The organism is Bosea sp. ANAM02 (genome assembly GCF_011764485.1).
In the GTDB taxonomy this organism is placed as follows: Bacteria; Pseudomonadota; Alphaproteobacteria; order Rhizobiales; family Beijerinckiaceae; genus Allobosea.
Window position 1 is genome coordinate 413677 of record NZ_AP022848.1, and the last position, 18840, is coordinate 432516.

16 protein-coding genes are annotated in these 18840 nt (G+C 67.5%); 12 read left to right on the top strand and 4 right to left on the bottom strand.

The features are described 5' to 3' along the window. Positions 1-9: 9 nt before the first annotated feature. Complete coding sequence (hutX, locus tag OCUBac02_RS02050; RefSeq protein WP_173043261.1) at positions 10-531, top strand: heme utilization cystosolic carrier protein HutX; 522 nt, start codon at positions 10-12, stop codon at positions 529-531. A gap of 141 nt (positions 532-672) precedes the next feature. Beyond that, entirely contained in the window at positions 673-2118 is a 1446-nt protein-coding gene (locus OCUBac02_RS02055; protein WP_173043262.1) for a hypothetical protein, read from the top strand. 2 nt (positions 2119-2120) lie between these two features. On the opposite strand, the gene OCUBac02_RS02060 is transcribed toward OCUBac02_RS02055, so the two are convergent. Next, entirely contained in the window at positions 2121-2843 is a 723-nt protein-coding gene (locus tag OCUBac02_RS02060) for a fused DSP-PTPase phosphatase/NAD kinase-like protein (protein WP_244639064.1), read from the bottom strand. A 152-nt stretch (positions 2844-2995) separates the two neighbouring features. Between OCUBac02_RS02060 and ppa the strand changes: the two genes are divergently transcribed. Beyond that, complete coding sequence (gene ppa, locus OCUBac02_RS02065) at positions 2996-3532, top strand: inorganic diphosphatase (protein ID WP_173043263.1); 537 nt, start codon at positions 2996-2998, stop codon at positions 3530-3532. A 177-nt stretch (positions 3533-3709) separates the two neighbouring features. Here the strand turns inward: ppa and OCUBac02_RS02070 are convergent, their stop codons facing one another. Next, positions 3710-4585 carry an HpcH/HpaI aldolase/citrate lyase family protein gene (locus OCUBac02_RS02070; protein WP_173043264.1) on the bottom strand — a complete coding sequence of 292 codons (876 nt, stop codon included), beginning with the start codon at positions 4583-4585 and terminating at the stop codon, positions 3710-3712. Positions 4586-4675: 90 nt separating this feature from the next. Between OCUBac02_RS02070 and OCUBac02_RS27560 the strand changes: the two genes are divergently transcribed. The 6 genes from OCUBac02_RS27560 (at position 4676) to OCUBac02_RS02105 (ending at position 11269) form a co-directional block, all read left to right on the top strand. After that, positions 4676-6388 carry a serine/threonine dehydratase gene (locus OCUBac02_RS27560; RefSeq protein ID WP_348521643.1) on the top strand — a complete coding sequence of 571 codons (1713 nt, stop codon included), beginning with the start codon at positions 4676-4678 and terminating at the stop codon, positions 6386-6388. 218 nt (positions 6389-6606) lie between these two features. Next, entirely contained in the window at positions 6607-7668 is a 1062-nt protein-coding gene (locus tag OCUBac02_RS02085) for a MaoC family dehydratase (protein ID WP_173043265.1), read from the top strand. A 157-nt stretch (positions 7669-7825) separates the two neighbouring features. Then, positions 7826-8221, top strand: coding sequence for a succinate dehydrogenase, cytochrome b556 subunit (gene sdhC, locus OCUBac02_RS02090; RefSeq protein ID WP_280528840.1), 396 nt, complete (start codon positions 7826-7828; stop codon positions 8219-8221). Between the two features lie 11 nt (positions 8222-8232). Beyond that, positions 8233-8625: a succinate dehydrogenase, hydrophobic membrane anchor protein gene (gene sdhD, locus OCUBac02_RS02095; protein ID WP_244639065.1), complete on the top strand. Its 393-nt coding sequence runs from the start codon at positions 8233-8235 to the stop codon at positions 8623-8625. 4 nt (positions 8626-8629) lie between these two features. Next, complete coding sequence (gene sdhA, locus OCUBac02_RS02100) at positions 8630-10462, top strand: succinate dehydrogenase flavoprotein subunit (protein ID WP_173043267.1); 1833 nt, start codon at positions 8630-8632, stop codon at positions 10460-10462. Between the two features lie 9 nt (positions 10463-10471). Continuing rightward, positions 10472-11269, top strand: a complete 798-nt coding sequence (locus OCUBac02_RS02105) for a succinate dehydrogenase iron-sulfur subunit (protein WP_173043268.1) — start codon at positions 10472-10474, stop codon at positions 11267-11269. A gap of 159 nt (positions 11270-11428) precedes the next feature. Here OCUBac02_RS02105 and OCUBac02_RS02110 read toward each other — a convergent pair whose 3' ends face one another. Continuing rightward, a complete protein-coding gene (locus OCUBac02_RS02110; protein ID WP_173043269.1) occupies positions 11429-12670 on the bottom strand; it encodes an NAD(P)/FAD-dependent oxidoreductase in 1242 nt (413 codons plus the stop codon). Further along, the gene (locus OCUBac02_RS02115; protein ID WP_052232604.1) at positions 12667-13470 is read right to left on the bottom strand and encodes a glutamine amidotransferase; all 804 of its coding nucleotides are present in this window, start codon (positions 13468-13470) and stop codon (positions 12667-12669) included. The genes OCUBac02_RS02110 and OCUBac02_RS02115 overlap by 4 nt, the downstream gene beginning before the upstream one ends. 247 nt (positions 13471-13717) lie before the next feature. Here OCUBac02_RS02115 and OCUBac02_RS02120 point away from each other — a divergent pair, with 247 nt between their 5' ends. The 3 genes from OCUBac02_RS02120 (at position 13718) to OCUBac02_RS02130 (ending at position 18840) form a co-directional block, all read left to right on the top strand. Beyond that, positions 13718-14356 (top strand): TetR/AcrR family transcriptional regulator, encoded by a 639-nt coding sequence (locus OCUBac02_RS02120; RefSeq protein WP_173043270.1) that lies wholly within the window; start codon positions 13718-13720, stop codon positions 14354-14356. A gap of 65 nt (positions 14357-14421) precedes the next feature. Then, on the top strand, positions 14422-15606 hold the full coding sequence (locus OCUBac02_RS02125) for an efflux RND transporter periplasmic adaptor subunit (protein ID WP_244639066.1): 1185 nt from the start codon (positions 14422-14424) through the stop codon (positions 15604-15606). Between the two features lie 12 nt (positions 15607-15618). After that, positions 15619-18840: an efflux RND transporter permease subunit gene (locus tag OCUBac02_RS02130; RefSeq protein WP_173043271.1), complete on the top strand. Its 3222-nt coding sequence runs from the start codon at positions 15619-15621 to the stop codon at positions 18838-18840.

Sequence of the window (18840 nt, forward strand, 5' to 3'; positions counted from 1 at the left end):
GCTTTTCCGATGACCGCCGCCGACACCATCGCGCAGGACCCGATCGACCATGCGCGCGACCTGCTCGCCGCCAAGCCGGACGGCCTGATCGAGGCGATTGCGCGCGAGGCCAAGGTCTCGACGCGGGCCGTGCTTGAGCTTCTGCCTGCCGAGCAGCGTCAGTTCGTGGCGCCCGAGCGCTTCGAGGATGTCTGGAAGGAGCTTGCAACCTGGGGGACGGTACTCTTCCTGATGCATACGCCCGATATCGTCTTGGAATGCGAGGGCTCGCTGCCGGTCGGCAGCTTCGGCCATGGCTATTACAATATCCACGGCGACAGCCCGATCGGCGGGCATATCAAGGCCGAGAACTGCCGGGCGATCTATCTGGTCGACCGGTCGACGGCGCAGGGCCGGCGCGCCTGCTCGGTGCAGTTCTTCAACGGCTCGGGCGAGGTGATGTTCAAGGTCTTCGTTCGGCGCGATGCCGCGCGTGCCTTGCTGCCGGACCAGTTGGCGCGGTTTGAGGCGCTCAAGACAAAATTCGCCTGAGCCGTAAAATCGACACCGTGCGCGTTTCTTGCATCGCGTGGCATAAGCCGCGCGGTGCGGCCACCGATGCAGGGCGATGAGCGGAATTCACCATTCGTTAACCATGTTGACGCAGCCTTCACGGCAGAAGGCCCGTCGAGCATGACTGCCTACCGCGACCGAGAGCCCTCGGACGGCGCGGCGGATATCGCCGGCGAGAGCCTGTCCGACGCTGCGACGACGGGGGTCGATATGGCCGCGCATGTCACCATGGATCGGGCCCATCTGCCGCATGGACGCCCGGGGCTGGCGCTGGCGGCCGGACGCCGGTTCGTGGCGAGGCGGATGCCTGCCCTGGGCTCGGCGTTCCTGCTCGGACTGCGCTTCATCCAGGCCCGACTGATCTCGGTTTGGGGCCTGATCATCGCGGCCGCCCTGTGCCCACCCTTCGTCTTCGCCGCCTTCGCGGTGTTCTCCGCGGCGGTCAATTTCGTTTCGATCGCTTCGCTGATGAGGCTGGAGGCGGTGTTCTTCCAGAACAGCGATCGCGCCCGGCTCGGCCTCGCCTTCCGGCTCGCATGTGCCGTCGGCGTGGGTTTCATGGCCGTCATCACGCTCGCTCTGACCGGGCTTGTCCTGACCGGGTGGGTCGCGCCGGCGGTCGCCTTCTTCTTCCTGGTCTCGCTGGCGGCGCGCTCGATCCTGCGCCTGCTCTGGTCCGAGGCCACGGCAGAGGGGGATTTCCGCGCCATCGGCAACAGCAATGTCGTCCAGGCCGTGGTGCAGCCGGCGATCATGCTGGTCCTGATTGCGATCTTCGGACCGAAGGCGCTGACCCTGTTCATGGCCGATGCGCTGGGGCATGTGCTGGCCGCTCTCTATCTCCTGCGGCGCCGGCAGGATTCCGTCGCCGAGCTGATCCAGCCGGCGCTCTGGTCGTGGCGCAGCCTCACCGAGGCGGCGCTGCGCTGGCGGGACGCCCCGCGCGCCCTGCTGCCTTCGGCGCTGCTGGCCTATGGCTTCGCGATCGCGCCGCTGCTGGCGCTGCCCTATGCGAGTAATACCGTGCTCGCCGCGCAGGTCGCGCTGTCGATGCGCCTGCTCGACATGCCGAGCCAGATGTTCGGGACGGTCTCCATCCCGCTGGTGCTGAACCGGCTGCGCGCCTATGCCGGCCCGCGTCGGCGCTTCTGGGCGCGAATCATGGCGCTCGGCCTGATCGCCGGCGCAACCGTCCTGTTCAGCGTCATCGCCGTCGCCTCGCTCGTGGCCGATCATTGGCTGATGGGGACGCAGTGGCAGGACCTCGGCGAGGTCGTCGCGCTGCTGGCGGCGTTCTATATCGGCATTGCCGTGCTCGGGCCGTTGCAGGAAGTGGCGACGCTGTCGCGTCAGCCCTTCTGGCAGGTCGCGATCAATGCCGTTGCATTGGTCGCGATCGTCGGCGCGATGGCGTGGTTCCGGGCCCTGTCGCCGGAGCTGCTGCTGACGATCGGCGCCATCTCGATTCTGCGGACGCTGACGCACACCGCCTTCATCTGGCTGCATCTCGACGATGCCGCCGAGGCGCCCACCCATGGACTCGCCGCCTCGGGGGCGACCCGCTAGGGTTACTCGCGCCGGATCAGCTTGTCGGCGACCAGCGAGGAGAAGAGCCCGGGCTTGAACTCGTGCTCGAGCCGCTCGGGATCGTAGACGGTCGCGACCCAGTCCAGGAAGGCGATGCCCTTCGCCTCGCCCTCGCGGCGATAGGCCTCGAAGAAGGCGTCGAGGATGCCGGTCTTGGCGAAGCGGAAATGGCCGTAGCGCAGCGAGAGCTGGCGCATGGCCTCGTCGAGCGGGCGCCCCTCATGGACCAGCAGATAGAGCGCCGAGAAGAAGCCGGCCCGGTCGGCGCCGGACTTGCAATGCACGAGCGCCGGCTCGTCGAGGCTCTCGAAGAAGACCTTGGCGCCGAGGATGGTTTCGCGATCCGGCGCGCCGCGCGAGCGCAGCACGAAATCGACCAGCTTGATGCCGTGGCGCTCGCAGGCTTCCTTCTGGAGCGGCCAGGAGCCGTGCTCGCGTCCGCCGCGCAGGTTTACGATGGTCTTTACGCCCTTGCGCGCGAAGGCCGCGATCTGGCCCGGCGCCGGCTGGGCCGCGCGCCAGAGCCGCGGCGTGACGCGATGCGCGTTGAGATAGGCGAGCCGGAAGATGCCGTGGTCGACCAGCAGCATATTCGCCCAGGCACGCAGGCGCTGGCCGCGACCTTCGATCGGCCGGTCCCAGCGGGCGATGCGCGCCATTCGGCGGGCATAGCGCTCTTCGTCGGGGCGCAGGCGGCTCAGCACGGCCTGGTCTCGGGTCTGTTCATGGTGCGCCGGATAGCAGCGTGGGCGTGCCTAGGCAAATCGTCCGATGACCGGACGCGACGGAAAGGCTTGGACTTTTCGCCGCGAACTTGCATAAGGCCCGGCGAAATTCCAAAGCGACAGGTTCCAGCATGCGTATCGACGCCATCTCCATCGGCAAGAACCCGCCTGAAGAAGTGAATGTCCTGATCGAAGTGGCGATCGGGGGCGAGCCGATCAAGTACGAGATGGACAAGGAGGCTGGCACGCTCTTCGTCGACCGCTTCCTCTATACGCCGATGCGCTATCCCGGGAACTACGGCTTCATCCCGCATACGCTCTCGGAAGATGGCGACCCGTGCGACGTGCTCGTCGCCAATACGCGCCCGCTGGTGCCGGGTTCCTACATCGCGGTGCGCCCGATCGGCGTGATGCTGATGGAGGACGAGGGCGGCGGCGACGAGAAGATCATCGCCGTGCCGGTGCCGAAGCTGACCAAGCGCTACGAGAACGTCCACAACTACACCGACCTGCCGCAGATCACGCTCGACCAGATCCAGCACTTCTTCGAGCACTACAAGGATCTCGAGCCTGGCAAATGGGTCAAGCTCAAGGGCTGGGGCGACGCCGCGATGGCCAAGAAGCTGATCACCGAGGCGATCGAGCGCGCGAAGGCCGCGAAGGGCTGAGTTCCATCCCGCACGCGCTGCGGCACGTCAGTGCCGCTGTGCAGATACGGGACCGTTCTCAGGAAAGGCGCGTTCTCGTGCAGGGGGCGCCTTTTTTTTGGAGGCGCCTTCTCGTCGCGCGGTCCCGTGTCTGCGCCGCATCGCTACGCGCTGCACCGCGCACGGGATGACACGTGTCTACGCCGCAATCGCCTCCGCCAGCGCCACCGTGCGGCGCGCCATCTCGGCATGCAGCAGTTCGACCATGCGGCCGTCGAGCTGGATCGCGCCCTTGCCGGCATTCTCCGGCAGGTCGAAGGCGGCGATGACGGCGCGGGCCTTGGTAAGCTCGGCCTCGTCGGGGGCGAAGGCCGTATTGGCCACCGCGACCTGCGAGGGGTGGATCAGGGTGCGGCCGTCGAAGCCGAGATCGCGGCCCTGCTCGCATTCGGCCAGGAAGCCGGCCTCGTCCTTGATGTCGTTATAGACGCCGTCGAGGATGTCGATGCCATGGGCGCGGGCGGCGAGCAGCGCGCTGGTCAGCCAGGGCAGCATCGGCGCACGGCCCGGCACGAAACGGGCGCGCGTCTCCTTGGCGAGGTCGTTGGTGCCCATGACGAAGCAGGCGAGCCGCGTCACCGGATCGCGGGCGGCGCGGGCGATGCGCTCGACATCGAGGATGGCGAGCGGCGTCTCGATCATCGCCCAGACCGCGATGCCAGCGTCGGCCCAGAGGCCGTTCAACTGGTTGCCGACCTCGTGCAGCGTCTCCGGCGCGGAGACCTTCGGGATCAGGATCGCCTGCGGCTTCGCCTCGGCGGCGGCGGCGAGATCATCCGCGAACCAGGGCGTGCCGACGCCGTTGACGCGGATCACCAGCTCGCGCCGGCCATAGCCGCCGGCCTTCACTGCGGCGCAGACCTGCTCGCGCGCTGTCGCCTTGGCATCAGGGGCGACGGCGTCCTCCAGATCGAGGATCAGGACGTCGGCCGCGATCTCGCGGGCCTTTTCCAGTGCGCGGGCGTTGGAGCCCGGCATATAGAGGGCGCTGCGGCGGGGGCGTATCGTGCTCATGGTCTCTCCTGACACGGGCCGGCTTGTGCTGCGCTGCACAGTAGAGCAACGCAGCCGCAATGCCAGCGCTGCGAAAGGCGGAGGAAACCGATGGCGTGGCTGGCCGGCGTCGATGGCTGCAAAGGTGGCTGGATCGTCGCGTTTGCGTCCGATGATGGGCGGGACGCGCCGATCATCCGCGTGGTGCCGCGCTTCGCCGATCTGTTCGCCGGGGAGATCGTGCCTGAACTCGTCGCGGTCGACATGCCGATCGGCCTGCCGGACCGTGTGCAGGGCTCCGGGCGTGGGCCGGAACAGGCGGTGCGGCCACTGCTCGGCGACAGGCAGTCCTCGGTGTTTTCGATTCCTGCGCGCCGGGCCTTCGAAGCGACGGACTACCGGGAGGCTTGCGCGCTGGCGCTGGCGACCTCCGACCCGCCGCGCAAGGTCTCGAAGCAGGGTTTTCACCTGTTCCCGAAGATCCGCGAGATCGACGGCCTGCTGCGCTCCGAGCCCGGCTTGCGCGAGCGCGTCTACGAGATCCATCCCGAGTTGGCCTTCCGCACGATGCGGGGTGCGCCGCTGGGCCACCCGAAGAAGATCAAGGGCGTGATCAATCCGGAGGGGGTGACCGAGCGCCGGGACTTGCTGATCGCGGCAGGTATTGTTGCAGAGGCAGCCAATGCTCGCCCGCCGCGCGGGGCTGCGGCCGACGACCTGCTCGATGCCCTGGCGGCTTTGGTCGTCGCCCGGCACATTGCCGCCGGGCGCGGGCGGCCCTTCCCCGATCCGCCGGGACGCGATAGCCACGGTCTCCCGATTGCGATCTGGACCTGGCGTCCAGTGCCCGAGCCTGAGCAGGATATCGCCATGAGCGCACGCCCCGTCACCCGTCCGATGATCGAGGAAGCGGCGGCGCGCATCGCCGGCCATGCTCGGGTCACGCCCGTGATGCGGCTGGGGACCGGCGCTTTCGGTTCCGAGGCGGATATCTCGCTCAAGCTCGAATGCCTGCAGCATGCCGGCTCGTTCAAGACGCGCGGCGCCTTCAACAACCTGCTCTCGCTGCCGGTGCCGACCTCCGGCGTTTCGGCCGCATCCGGCGGCAACCACGGTGCCGCGGTGGCCTATGCAGCGATGAAGCGCGGCGTGAAGGCGACGATCTTCGTGCCGGAGATCTCACCCGCCGCCAAGATCGAGGCGATCAAGCGCTTCGGCGCCGACGTCGTGGTCGGCGGTGCGCAATATGACGATGCGCAGGCGGCCTGCGACCGCTTCGTCGCGGAGACCGGCGCGCTCAAGATCCATCCCTTTGCGGCGGCGGAAACCATCACCGGGCAAGGTACGCTCGGCCGTGAATGGGATTTGCAGGAGCCCGCTCTCGACACGGTGCTTGTCGCGGTCGGCGGTGGCGGGCTGATCTCCGGCATCGCGAGCTGGTTCGCCGGGAGCAAGGTCAAGGTCGTCGGCGTCGAGCCCGAAGGCTCGCGCGCCTTGCAGGCGGCGTTCGATGCGAAGGGGCCTGTCGAGGTCAAGGTCGCGTCGGTGGCCGCGGATTCGCTGGGCGCCCGCAATGTCGGCCAGCTCGTCTATGACGTGACCAAGGACAGCGTCGACCATGTCGCGCTGGTGCCGGACGCGGCGATCACCGAAGCGCAGGGCGTGCTCTGGCGCGATTTCCGCCTTGCGGTCGAGCCGGGCGGGGCGGCGGCTCTGGGGGCGCTGCTCTGCGGGGCTTACAAGCCGGCGAAGGGGGAGCGGCTCGGCGTTCTCGTCTGCGGCGCCAATGTCGATCTGGCGAAGCTCGCTGCGATCGTGGGATGAACGCTTGTCATTCCGGGATGCCGCGTAGCGGCAGACCTGGAACCCACGACCGGGTGAGCGCTTCGAGCGCTTTTCCCGTGTTACAGGTCGCACCCGATCGTGGCTTCCGGGTTCGTCCCCGCGGGACGCCCCGGAATGACAAGGCGCTCGATCATTTGTCGGGGCTTGCCGCGGCCCTTGGTTGCAACGCACACTCGCCGCCCATCAGGAGGCGACGCATGCCCGGCTCTAGCCCTAAGACCAGTTCCGGCCGTTTCTTCGAGGATTTCCACCTCGGCGACAGCATCGTCCATGCGACGCCGCGCACGGTGCGCGCCGGGGACGCCGCGCTCTATTCGGCGCTCTACGGTTCGCGCTTCGCGGTGCAGTCCTCCGACGCCTTCGCCGGCGCGATCGGTTATCCCACGGCGCCGATCGACGATCTGCTCGTCTTCCATGTCGTCTTCGGCAAGACGGTGCCGGATGTCTCGCTCAATGCCGTCGCCAATCTCGGCTATGCCGACGGGCGCTTCCTGAGGCCGGTCTATCCGGGCGACACGCTTTCGACGACCTCCGAGGTGATCGGGCTGAAGCAGACCTCGGCTGGCGATGCCGGCATCGTCTATGTCCGCTCGATCGGCCGCAACCAGCGCGGCGAGATCGTGCTGAGCTATGCGCGCTGGGTGCTGGTGCGCAAGCGTGAGCCCGGCACGCCGGCCCATGCCGAGCAGGTGCCCGAGCTCGCCAAAGCCGTGCTGCCGGAACAGCTCGGTGAGGGCTGCCCGCGGATCGAGCTTGCAGGCTATGACGATGCACTGGCCGGCTCACCCTTCCGCTGGGCCGATTATGCCGTGGGCGAGCGAATCGACCATGTCGACGGCATGACCGTCGAGGAAGCCGAGCACCAGCTTGCGACAAGGCTCTACCAGAACACGGCACGGGTGCATTTCGATGCGCATGCGGCGCAGGGCACCCGCTTCGGCAAGCGCCTGATCTATGGCGGCCATGTCATCAGCCTGGCGCGGGCGCTGTCCTTCAACGGGCTCGGCAACGCCTTCCACATCGCCGCGATCAATGGCGGGCGCCATGTCGCGCCGCTCTTCGCCGGGGATACGGTCTATGCCTGGAGCGAGGTGCTGGGCAGCGCGGAGATTCCGGGGCGCGGCGATGTCGGCGCGATCCGGCTCAGGCTGGTCGCCACCAAGAACCGGCCTTGCGCGGATTTCCCGCTGAAGGCCGGCGAGCAGTATGATCCGAGCGTGATTCTCGATTTCGACTACTGGGCGCTGCTGCCGCGCTAACGTTTCCGTAACAAAATGACGATTTTCAGAATCTGTAACTTCGTTCTGTCGATGCCGCATTGCAGCGCCGGAACGGTTTCGTTAGACAACCAGTCACTCTAGAATGATCCCAAATGGGTCCGCCGCCGTCGACGGACCGCCTGACCGGAGAAGAAGATTGGCCGAGGTCAAGCCCGCGGCGCGCCCGCTTTCGCCCCATCTGCAGATCTATCGCTGGTCCTGGACGATGGCGATGTCCGTCGCCCATCGCGTCACCGGCACGGGGCTGTATCTCGGCACGGTGCTGATCGCCGCCTGGCTGGTCGCCGCCGCTTCCGGGCCGGCCGCTTTCGACACGGCCCAGGCCATAGCCGACTCCTTCCTCGGCCGGCTCGTTCTCTTCCTCTACAGCTTCTCGCTGATCCACCACATGGTCGGGGGCCTGCGCCATTTCGTCTGGGACATGGGCAAGGGCTATGAGCCCGAAACCCGGATGAACATGGCGAAGTTCTCGCTCGTCGCCTCGGTGAGCCTGACCTTGCTGGTCTGGATCGTCGCCCTGGTCCTGCGCTGAGGAGCCGCGCCATGCTGTCCAATTCCTCGATGCGCACCCCGCTCGGCCGCGTCCGCGGCCTCGGCTCCGCCAAATCCGGCACCGGCCATTTCTGGCTGCAGCGCGTCACCGCCGTCTCGAACCTGATCCTGACGGTGATCTTCATCGGCATCGTCATCGCGCTGGTGGGCCGGCCCTATCCGGCCGCGGCCGCGCTCCTGTCGAACCCCTGCGTCGCGATCCTGATGCTGCTCTTCATCCTCTCGGCCTGCATTCATATGCGGCTCGGCATGCAGGTCATCATCGAGGACTACGTCCATAACGAGGGGACCAAGGTCCTCGCGGTCATGGCCAACACCTTCTTCGCCATCGCGGTGGGCGCGGCCAGCGTCTACGCGGTGCTGAAGCTGTCTTTTGGAGGCTGATCCGATGGCGATCACAAAATCCCGCCCGGTCCCGGCCTATACCGGCACGGCCTATCCGATCACCGACCACACCTTCGACGTCGTTGTCGTCGGCGCCGGCGGCGCGGGCTTGCGCGCCACCGTCGGCTGCTCGCAGGCCGGCCTGCGCACTGCCTGCATCACCAAGGTGTTCCCGACGCGCTCGCACACCGTCGCGGCCCAGGGCGGCGTCGCCGCTTCGCTCGGCAACATGGGCAAGGACACCTGGCAGTGGCACATGTACGACACCGTGAAGGGGTCGGACTGGCTCGGCGACCAGGACGCCATCGAATATCTCGTTCGCAACGCGCCGGCCGCCGTCTACGAGCTCGAGCACTGGGGCGTGCCCTTCTCGCGCACCGAGGACGGCCGCATCTACCAGCGCCCCTTCGGCGGCATGACCACCGAATTCGGCGAGGGCCCGCCGGCCCAGCGCACCTGCGCCGCGGCCGACCGCACCGGCCACGCCATGCTGCACACGCTCTATGGCCAGGCGCTGCGCTACAATACCGAGTTCTTCATCGAGTATTTCGCCATCGACCTGATCATGGACGAGGACGGCCATTGCCGCGGCGTGATCGCGCTCAAGCTCGATGACGGCACGCTCCACCGCTTCCGTTCGCAGCAGACGATCCTGGCGACGGGTGGCTATGGCCGCGCCTATTTCTCGGCGACCTCGGCCCATACCTGCACCGGCGACGGCGGCGGCATGGTGCTGCGCGCCGGCCTGCCGATGCAGGACATGGAATTCGTGCAGTTCCACCCGACCGGCATCTACGGCTCGGGCTGCCTGATCACCGAAGGCGCGCGCGGCGAGGGCGGCTACCTCACCAATTCCGAGGGCGAACGCTTCATGGAGCGCTATGCCCCGTCAGCGAAGGACCTCGCCTCGCGCGACGTCGTCTCACGCTCGATGACGATGGAGATCCGGGCCGGCCGCGGCGTCGGCAAGGACAAGGACCATATCTACCTGCATCTCGACCATCTCGACCCGAAGATCCTGCACGAGCGCCTGCCCGGCATCTCGGAGAGCGCCAAGATCTTCGCCGGCGTCGACGTGACCCGCGAGCCGATTCCCGTGCTGCCGACCGTGCACTACAACATGGGCGGCATCCCCACGAACTATCACGGGGAAGTGCTGACCAAGGTCGGCGGCGATCCGGACACGGTTGTGCCGGGCCTGATGGCGATCGGCGAAGCCGCTTGCGTCTCCGTCCACGGCGCCAACCGCCTCGGCTCCAACTCGCTGATCGATCTCGTCGTGTTCGGCCGTGCGGCCGGCCTGCGCTGCGCCGACACGGTGACGGCGGGCGAGAAGCAGCCGGAGCTGCCGAAGGGCTCCTCGGACCTCGCGCTGACCCGCCTCGACAGGTACCGCAACGCTGCGGGCGGCACGCCGACCGCGGTGCTGCGCGACCGGATGCAGCGGACGATGCAGAACAACTGCGCCGTCTATCGCGAGGGCGACACGCTGGAAGAGGGCCACAAGCTCATCCACGAGGTCTGGAACGGCATCGCCGATGTCGGCACCAAGGACCGCTCGCTGATCTGGAATTCCGACCTGATCGAGACGCTGGAATTCGACAACCTGATCACCCAGGCGGTCGTCACCATGGACTCGGCGCTGAACCGTCCGGAAAGCCGCGGTGCGCATGCCCGCGAGGACTATCCGAACCGCGACGACAAGGACTGGATGAAGCACACGCTCGCCTGGATCGACGACGAGAAGCGCACGATCACGCTCGATGACCGGCCGGTGCACACTTACACGATGTCCAACGACATCGAGTACATCAAGCCCAAGGCACGGGTGTACTGAGGGACTCCGATGGCTGAATTCAATCTCCCGAAGAACTCCCGCCTCGTCGAGGGCAAGGCCTGGCCGAAGCCGGCCGGCGCCAAGAAGCTGACCGAGTTCAAGGTCTATCGCTGGAGCCCGGACGACACCGAGAATCCGCGCACCGACACCTATTGGGTCGACCGCGACGATTGCGGGCCGATGGTTCTCGATGCGCTGATCTGGATCAAGAACAAGGTCGACCCGACGCTGACCTTCCGCCGTTCCTGCCGCGAGGGCATCTGCGGCTCCTGCGCCATGAACATGGACGGCAAGAACGGGCTCGCCTGCACCACCGGCATCGACGAGTGCGGCGGCACCGGCAAGAATGCGGGCAAGGTCGCGATCTACCCGCTGCCGCATATGCCGGTGGTCAAGGACCTCGTGCCGGACCTGACGCGCTTCTATGCCCAGCATGCCTCGATCGAGCCTTGGCTGCAGACGACGACGCCGGCTCCCGAGAAGGAATGGCGCCAGGCCAAGGACGATCGCGAGAAGCTCGACGGGCTCTACGAGTGCATCCTCTGCGCCTGCTGCTCGACCTCCTGCCCGAGCTACTGGTGGAACGGCGACCGTTATCTCGGCCCGGCCGCGCTGCTGCAGGCCTATCGCTGGCTGATCGATAGCCGCGACGAGGCGACTGGCGAGCGGCTCGACAACCTGGAAGACCCCTTCCGGCTCTATCGCTGCCACACCATCATGAACTGCGCGAATGCCTGCCCGAAGGGTTTGAACCCGGCCAAGGCGATCGCGGAGGTCAAGAAGATGATGGTGGCGCGCCAGGTCTGAGCCGGCGCAGTCAGAGTGTCATCCCGTGCGCGCTGCGGCATGTGAATGCCGCTGCGCAGATACGGGATCGCATGACGAGAAGGCGCCCTCTCCTGAAGATGGTCCCGCATCTGCGCAGCAGCACTTCGTGCCGCGGCGCGTGCGGGAGGACACCCTTGATCAGCGGATATAGCGGCCCGGCCGGAACGGCGCCGGGTCGATCGGCGGCTTCTCGCCGCAGACCATCGCGGCGATCAATTCGCCGGTGATCGGGCCGGTCGAGAAGCCGATATGCTGGTTGCCGAAGGCGAGCCAGAGGCCTGGATTGCGGGGCGCTTCGCCGATCATCGGCAGGGAATCCGGCAAGGTCGGCCGGGCGCCGCGCCAGGTTTCGCCGACGACCTCTCCAAGCGGAAAGGCCTGGCGCGCCGCGGCGGTGGCGCCGTCGATCTGGCGGTGGTCGTCGGGCGCGTCGCGAAAGGAGAGGTCGACGCCGCTGGTGACGCGAAAGCCCTGCTCCATCGGCGCCATGTAATAGGCGCCGTCGACATCGTAGATCGGCCGCGACAGGCCGGCACCGGCTTCCGGCTTGAGATGGCGGTGATAGCCGCGCTCGACATCCAGTTTCGGATCCAGACCGAGCGGCTTCAAGAGGTCGCCGCTCCAGGGACCGAGCGCGACGACAACGAGATCGGCCTCGAACGAGCCCGAAGCGGTGCTGGCGCGCCAGCCCTTGCCATTGCGGGCGAGGCCGGTGATCGCAGCCTGTTCGATCCGGCCGCCGCGCTGGGCGAAGAGCGCGGCATAGGCTTCGGTGACGGCGCCGGGGGAATCGACCGAACCGACGCAGGGGATCAGGAGCCCGGCCGGGAAGATCGGGTTGAGGCCGGGCTCGATGCCGGAAATGCCCTGCCGGTCGAGAACCTGCGACTCCATGCCGTGGCTCTTCAGGAAATCATGCTCGGCGCGCGCGGCTTCATGACCGGCCTCGCTGCGCCAGAGCTTGAGCGTGCCGGTCTCGCGGAGGCGATGCGAGACGCCGGCCTCGGCCATCAGGGCGCGGTGGCGCTCGACCGTGCTCTCCGTCAGCGCCTGCAGGGCGGCAATGCGGGCCTTGGCCTGCGATGGGCGGGCCTCCCAGAGAAAGCGCAGCAGCCAGCCCGGCCGGGTGAAGGCGCGGGCCCAGCTCAGGTTGAGCGCCGGATGGCGGTTGCCGAGATAGCCGGTGATCCTGGCATAGAGCGAGGGGTTGTTGAGCGGCACGATCGAGGAGGCCGCGAGCACGCCGGCATTGCCGTAGGAGGTTTCGCGACCCGGCGCCTTGCGGTCGATCAGGGTGACCGCGATGCCGCGCTTCTGGAGCGCGAGCGCGCAGGAGACGCCGACCATGCCGGCGCCGAGGACGAGAGCTGTGCGGGTCAAGGCGATGCCGTTCCGGCCGCGGCCGGCTCCTTCAGCCAATGGTCGAGAAAGGCGTCGAGCCAGAGCCGGATCGCCGGGTCGTGCTGGAACCAGCCGGGGATATGGGTGTGGCCGAGCTGGGCGCCGGGCATCAGCGTGCGCTCATAGCCGCGCACCGACCAGCGATACATCATCGCCGGCGTCACTTCCGGGTGGAACTGGATGCCGTAGACTTTCGAGCCGGCACGGATCGCCTGAACCGGGAAATCCCCGCCGGTCGCGAGGCATTCCGCACCGTTCGGGCAGTCGAAGCCGTCGCGGTGCCATTGATAGACGGTGCCGGGCCAGGCGAAGCCCGCCGTCGCAGCATGGGAATGTCCACTCTCCGTGATCGCGAGCGGGTAATAGCCGACCTCGGCCCGGCCCTCGCCATGGGTATAGACGCGCGCGCCCATATGCTTCGCCAGCATCTGCGCGCCCAGGCAGATGCCGAGGAAGGCGGCGTCCTCCTTCAGGCAGGTGCCGATCCAGTCGATCTCGGTCTTGACGAACGCGTCGGGATCGTTGGCGCCCATCGGGCCGCCGAAGATCACCGCGCCGGCATGCTCGCGCATCGTCGACGGCAGCGGATCGCCGAAGCGCGGCTTGCGGATGTCGAGCGCATGGCCGCGGGCCTGCAACAGGCGTCCGACGCGGCCGGGCGTCGAATGCTCCTGATGCAAGACGACAAGAACCGGCTTGGGCGCGGGCCTCGGCTTGCGGGCGGTGAGGGGAGAGCGGGTGCGGCCGGCCGGGCGCAGGGGGAAGGCGTGGTCGTTCATCACGGACTTCAAGGTCGCTCGCGCGTGACGTAGAGGAGGGACGGCGCGCGAAGCCATGCCAGATCGCTCCCGAGCATGCGGTTCCAGACGGAACGAAGCAAGCAATTTATGCGCCGGAATGCGGCAATCGTCCGGCGATCTCGGGCTGCCCCTTCGCCATGGCAAGGGTCGGGGGGGCGCCAAACTTGACGTTCACCGCCATTTCTGAGATGAGAATGAACATTCATTCTCATTGGTTCGAGTTTCCATGTCACCCGTGGTGCCCGCCTCGTCGCCCGAGTCCGCCCTGTCGGAGCGGCATATCCGCATCCTCGACGCGGCGGAGCGCGTCTTCGCGCGCGCCGGTTTCCATGCGGCAACGATGCAGGATGTCGCCGCCGAGGCCGGCATGAGCCCGGGCAACCTCTACCGCTATTTCTCCTCGAAGGACGCGATCATCGAGGGGATGACCGAGCGCGACCGTAGCCTGATCGCGGAGGATTTCGGCGTCCTGGGTTCCAGTAGCGGTTCGCTGCTCGACCAGCTTGAGGATCTCGGCCGCAAGCATCTCGTGGATAAGCCGCGCGAGAAGGCGGTGATCGCCCTGCAGATCTGGGCAGAGGCGGCGCGCAACCCAGGTATCGCAGGGATGTGCGCGGATATCGAACGCACCGTGGTCGAAGGCCTGGCGGCTGCGATCCGCGACGCCAAGGCGAATGGTGAATTGCCGCCCCGGCTCGACGAGGGCCGTTTCCTCATGGCGATCTCGATGATGGCGGACGGCTTCTTCTGCCGGCGGGCGATGGATCCGAATTTCGACATTCCCGCTGCCGCCGACACGCTTTTTACCGGCATGCGCCAGCTCGCGCGGACCATGCTCCTGCCCGAAACGGAGACGCAGCCGTGATCTCTGCTTCCTCCGGGCGCTCTCCATTTCCGCTCGGCCGGACGGCCGCAACAGGATCCTCCCTCATGCCTCTTCGCTCGATCGTTTCACTGAAGGCGATGGTTGCGCTGGCCCTGCTGGCCGCGCCGCTGCCGCTGCAGGCCCAGACCGCCGCTCCGGCAGCGCCTGCTGCGGCTGCCGGACCCTCCGTGACGGTAACGCAGGCGCAGACCACCGAGATCGTCCAGAGCGTGGTCGTTTCCGGTTCGATCGTCGCTCGCGACGAGATCCTGGTCGCGCCGGAAGTCGATGGGCTCGCGATCGTCGAATTGCTGGCGCAGGAAGGCGACAAGGTCGCGAAAGGCCAGGTTCTCGCCCGGCTGAACCGGACGACGCTCGACGTCCAGAAAGCGCAGAACGACGCCCAGATCGCGCGCGCCGAGGCGTTGATCGCCCAGGCCAAGGCCCAGATCGCCGAGGCCGATGCCAATCTCGTCCAGGCCAACAATGCCTTCGACCGTACCAAGGCGCTGCGCGAGAGCGGTAATACCAGCGTCGAGACATTCGACCAGCGCGCCGCGGCAGCGCGCTCCGGGCAAGCGCGCGCCAACTCGGCTCGCCAGGCCCTCGAGATCGCCAATGCCGATCTCGCCCTTGCGCGGGCGCAGGGCAGGGACATCGCCGTGAAGCTGGCGCGCACCGAGATCAAGGCGCCGCGCGCCGGCATCGTCAGCCGGCGCACGGCGCGGCTCGGTGCGATGGCGAGCATGCTGCCGCAGACCGATCCGCTGTTCCGGATCATCGCCGACGGCGAGGTCGAGCTGGAGGCGCAGGTCGCCGAGGTCGAGTTGCCCAAGCTCAAGCTCGGACAGCCCGTCGCGGTGACCCCTGCGGGGGCGAACGAGGCACTGGCGGGCACGATCCGCCTGATCTCCCCCGAGGTCGACAAGGCCTCGCGGCTCGGCCGCGTGCTCGTTGCGCTCGACGGCAACCCGCCGGTCGCGATCGGCTCCTTCGCGCGCGGCATCATCGCGACCGGCCGCAAGCGCGCCGTCACCCTGCCGCTTTCTGCCATCACCTACAGCCGCGCCGGCGCGACCGTCCAGTCGGTGAAGGACGGCAGGGTCACGACCAAGCCGGTGACTCTCGGGCTGGTCGGCGACGGCCGCGCCGAGATCGCGAGCGGCATCACTGACGGCGAGACGGTCGTGGCGCGCGCCGGCACCTTCGTGCGCGACGGCGACATCGTCACGCCGGTCGAGACGAACTGACGGATACCCGCCATGAACGTCAATTTCTCCGCCTGGTCGATCCGGAAGCCGGTTCCGGCGATCCTGCTCTTCGTCGTGCTCTGCGTGCTCGGGCTGCTCGCCTTCTCGAAGCTGCCGGTGACGCGTTTCCCGAATATCGACGTGCCGCTGGTCTCGGTCACCGTGACGCAGTCCGGCGCCGCGCCGGCCGAGCTCGAAAGCCAGGTCAGCAAGCGCGTCGAGGACACGGTCGCCAACATCACCGGCGTGAAACACGTCACCTCGACGCTGACCGACGGCCAGTCGCTGACGCTGATCGAGTTCCGGCTGGAGACCAATACCGACCGGGCGGTCAACGACGTCAAGGACGCCATCGCCAAGATCCGGGCCGACCTGCCGCGCACGATCGACGAGCCGATCATCCAGCGCATCGATGTCGAGGGCCAGTCGATCCTGACCTATGGCGCGGCCTCGGCGGGGATGACGCTGGAACAGCTCTCCTGGCATGTCGACGATGTCGTCGCGCGCGAATTGCAGGGGCTGAAGGGCGTCGGCCGCGTCGAGCGCTATGGCGGCGTCGACCGCGAGATCCGCGTCTCGCTCGATCCCGACCGCCTGCTCGCGCTCGGTATCACCGCCGGCGAGGTCAATCGCCAGATCCGCGCGACCAATGTCGACCTGGCCGGCGGCCGCGGCGAGGTCGGCGGGCAGGAGCAGGCCATCCGGACGCTCGCCGGCGCGCGCACCGTCGCGGACCTGGCCGAGACCAAGATCACGCTCTCGGGCGGGCGCGAGGTTCGTCTCAAGGAGCTCGGCCGCGTCGAGGATTCCAATTCCGAGCCGCGCGCCTTCGGCCGCCTCAACAAGAGCCCTGTCGTCACCTTCGCGGTGTTCCGCTCGAAGGGCTCGAGCGAATTGTCGGTCAAGGATGTCGTGGCGCAGCGTGTGGCGGAGCTGAACAAGCGCTTCCCCGACATCCGGATCACGCCGATCGACGACGCGGTCGCCTATACCTACGGCAACTACAAGGCGGCGATGGAGACCTTGCTGGAGGGCGCGGCGCTCGCCGTCATCGTCGTCTTCCTGTTCCTGCGCAACTGGCGGGCGACGCTGATCACGGCGGTCGCGCTGCCGCTTTCGGCGATTCCCACCTTCTGGGCGATGGAGCTGATGGGCTTCTCGCTCAATCTCGTCAGCCTGCTCGGCATCACGCTGGTGACCGGCATCCTCGTCGACGACGCCATCGTCGAGATCGAAAACATCGTCCGGCACATGAAGATGGGCAAATCGCCCTATCGCGCCGCGATGGAAGCCGCCGACGAGATCGGGCTTGCGGTCATCGCGATCACGCTGACGATCGTCGCGATCTTCGCGCCTGTCTCCTTCATGGGCGGCGTCGCCGGCCAGTATTTCCGGCAGTTCGGCCTGACGGTGGCGGTTGCCGTACTGTTCTCGCTGCTCGTCGCGCGCCTGATCACGCCGATGATGGCGGCCTATCTGATGAAGCCGGTGCATCATGCCGATCCCAAGGACGGGTTCGTGATGGGCGCCTATGTCGGCCTGCTCACGAACACGCTGAAGAAGCGGCGCATCCCGTTCTTCCCGCGCTTCGACGGCACCGGCCGCTGGCGGAGCATGCCGTTCAACACGGCCTATGCGACGCTGGTCGTCGGCTTCATGTTCCTGGTCGGTTCGATCCAGGCGACGCAGTTGCTGCCGACCGGCTTCATTCCGGACGAGGACACTTCGCGCGTCGTGGCCAGCGTCGAACTGCCGCCGGGCTCGACGCTTGAGGACACCCGCGTCACCACCGACAAGCTCGTCGACGTGCTGAAGACGATCCCAGAGGTGCGCGACGTCTTCGTGCTCGGCGGGGCCTCGCCCACAGGCCAGCGCGAGATTCGGCGCGCCGCTGTCTTCATCCTGCTCAAGCCCAAGGCCGAGCGCGACATCGCCCAGAAGGAGCTGAAGGTCACCATCGCCGAGAAGCTGGCCAGCGTGCCGGACGTGCGCGCCTGGTATGTCAACGAGCGCGGCGAGCGCGAGATGGCCTTCTCGATCCTGTCGAAGGATGGCGAGGCGCTCGACGCTGCCGTCGCCAAGATCGAGGCGCGGATGCGCCAGGTCGACGGCTATCTCAACGTCGCGACGGCGGGCTCGCTGAGCCGACCGGAACTGCGCGTCACGCCGAAGCTGGAGGAGGCCGCCAATCTCGGCGTCACGCCGGAGGCGATCTCCGAGGCCGTGCGCGTCGCCACGATCGGCGATGTCGGGCCGAACCTCGCCAAGTTCAACGCGGGCGACCGGCTGGTACCGATCCGCGTCCAGCTCGACGAGGCCGCCCGCACCGACATGCGCAATATCGCGGCCCTGCGCGTGACCAATGCGAGCGGCGTCTCGATCCCGCTGACGGCGGTGGCCGAGATCGGCTTCGGCGAGGGCCCGAGTTCGATCGACCGCTATGACCGCGTCCGCCGTGCCCAGATCGGTGCCGACCTGAAGCGCGGCTTCGAGCTCGGCACCGCGCAGGACAAGTTCCAGGAGATCGTCAGGGAGGTCGGCCTGCCTGACGGCGTCTGGATCGCCGCGACGGGCGATGCGGAGATCCAGGGCGAGGTGGTCCAGGGCTTCATCACGGCGATGACGACCGGCCTCATGCTGGTGCTGGCGGTTCTGATCCTGCTGTTCGGCTCGGTCTTCCAGCCGATCACTATCCTGCTCTCGCTGCCGCTCTCCTTCGGCGGCGTGGTGATCGCGCTGCTTGCGACGAACAACGCCGTCTCGATGCCGGTCTATATCGGCCTGCTCATGTTGATGGGCATCGTCACCAAGAACGCGATCATGCTGGTCGATTTCGCGGTGGAGGAGGTCGGGCGCGGCAAGGACCGCTTCACGGCGCTGATCGAGGCCGGCCGCAAGCGGGCACGGCCGATCCTGATGACCACGATCGCGATGGCGGCGGGCATGCTGCCCTCGGCCTATGGCGTTGGCGACGGCGGCGAGTTCCGCGCGCCGATGGCGATTGCGGTGATCGGCGGCCTGATCGTCTCGACCGTGCTCTCGCTCGTCTTCGTGCCGTCCTTCTACATGGTGATGGACGACCTCTCGCGGGCGACGGGCTGGCTCTTCGGCCGCTTCTTCGGCAAGGCCGAGGACGAAAGCCAGTGGGAGCCGATCGACGAGCACGCCGCGCCCGCGATCGTGACGGCGGAAGCGATGTCGAAGCCGGCCCCGCCGCGGCTGGCGGCGGAGTGA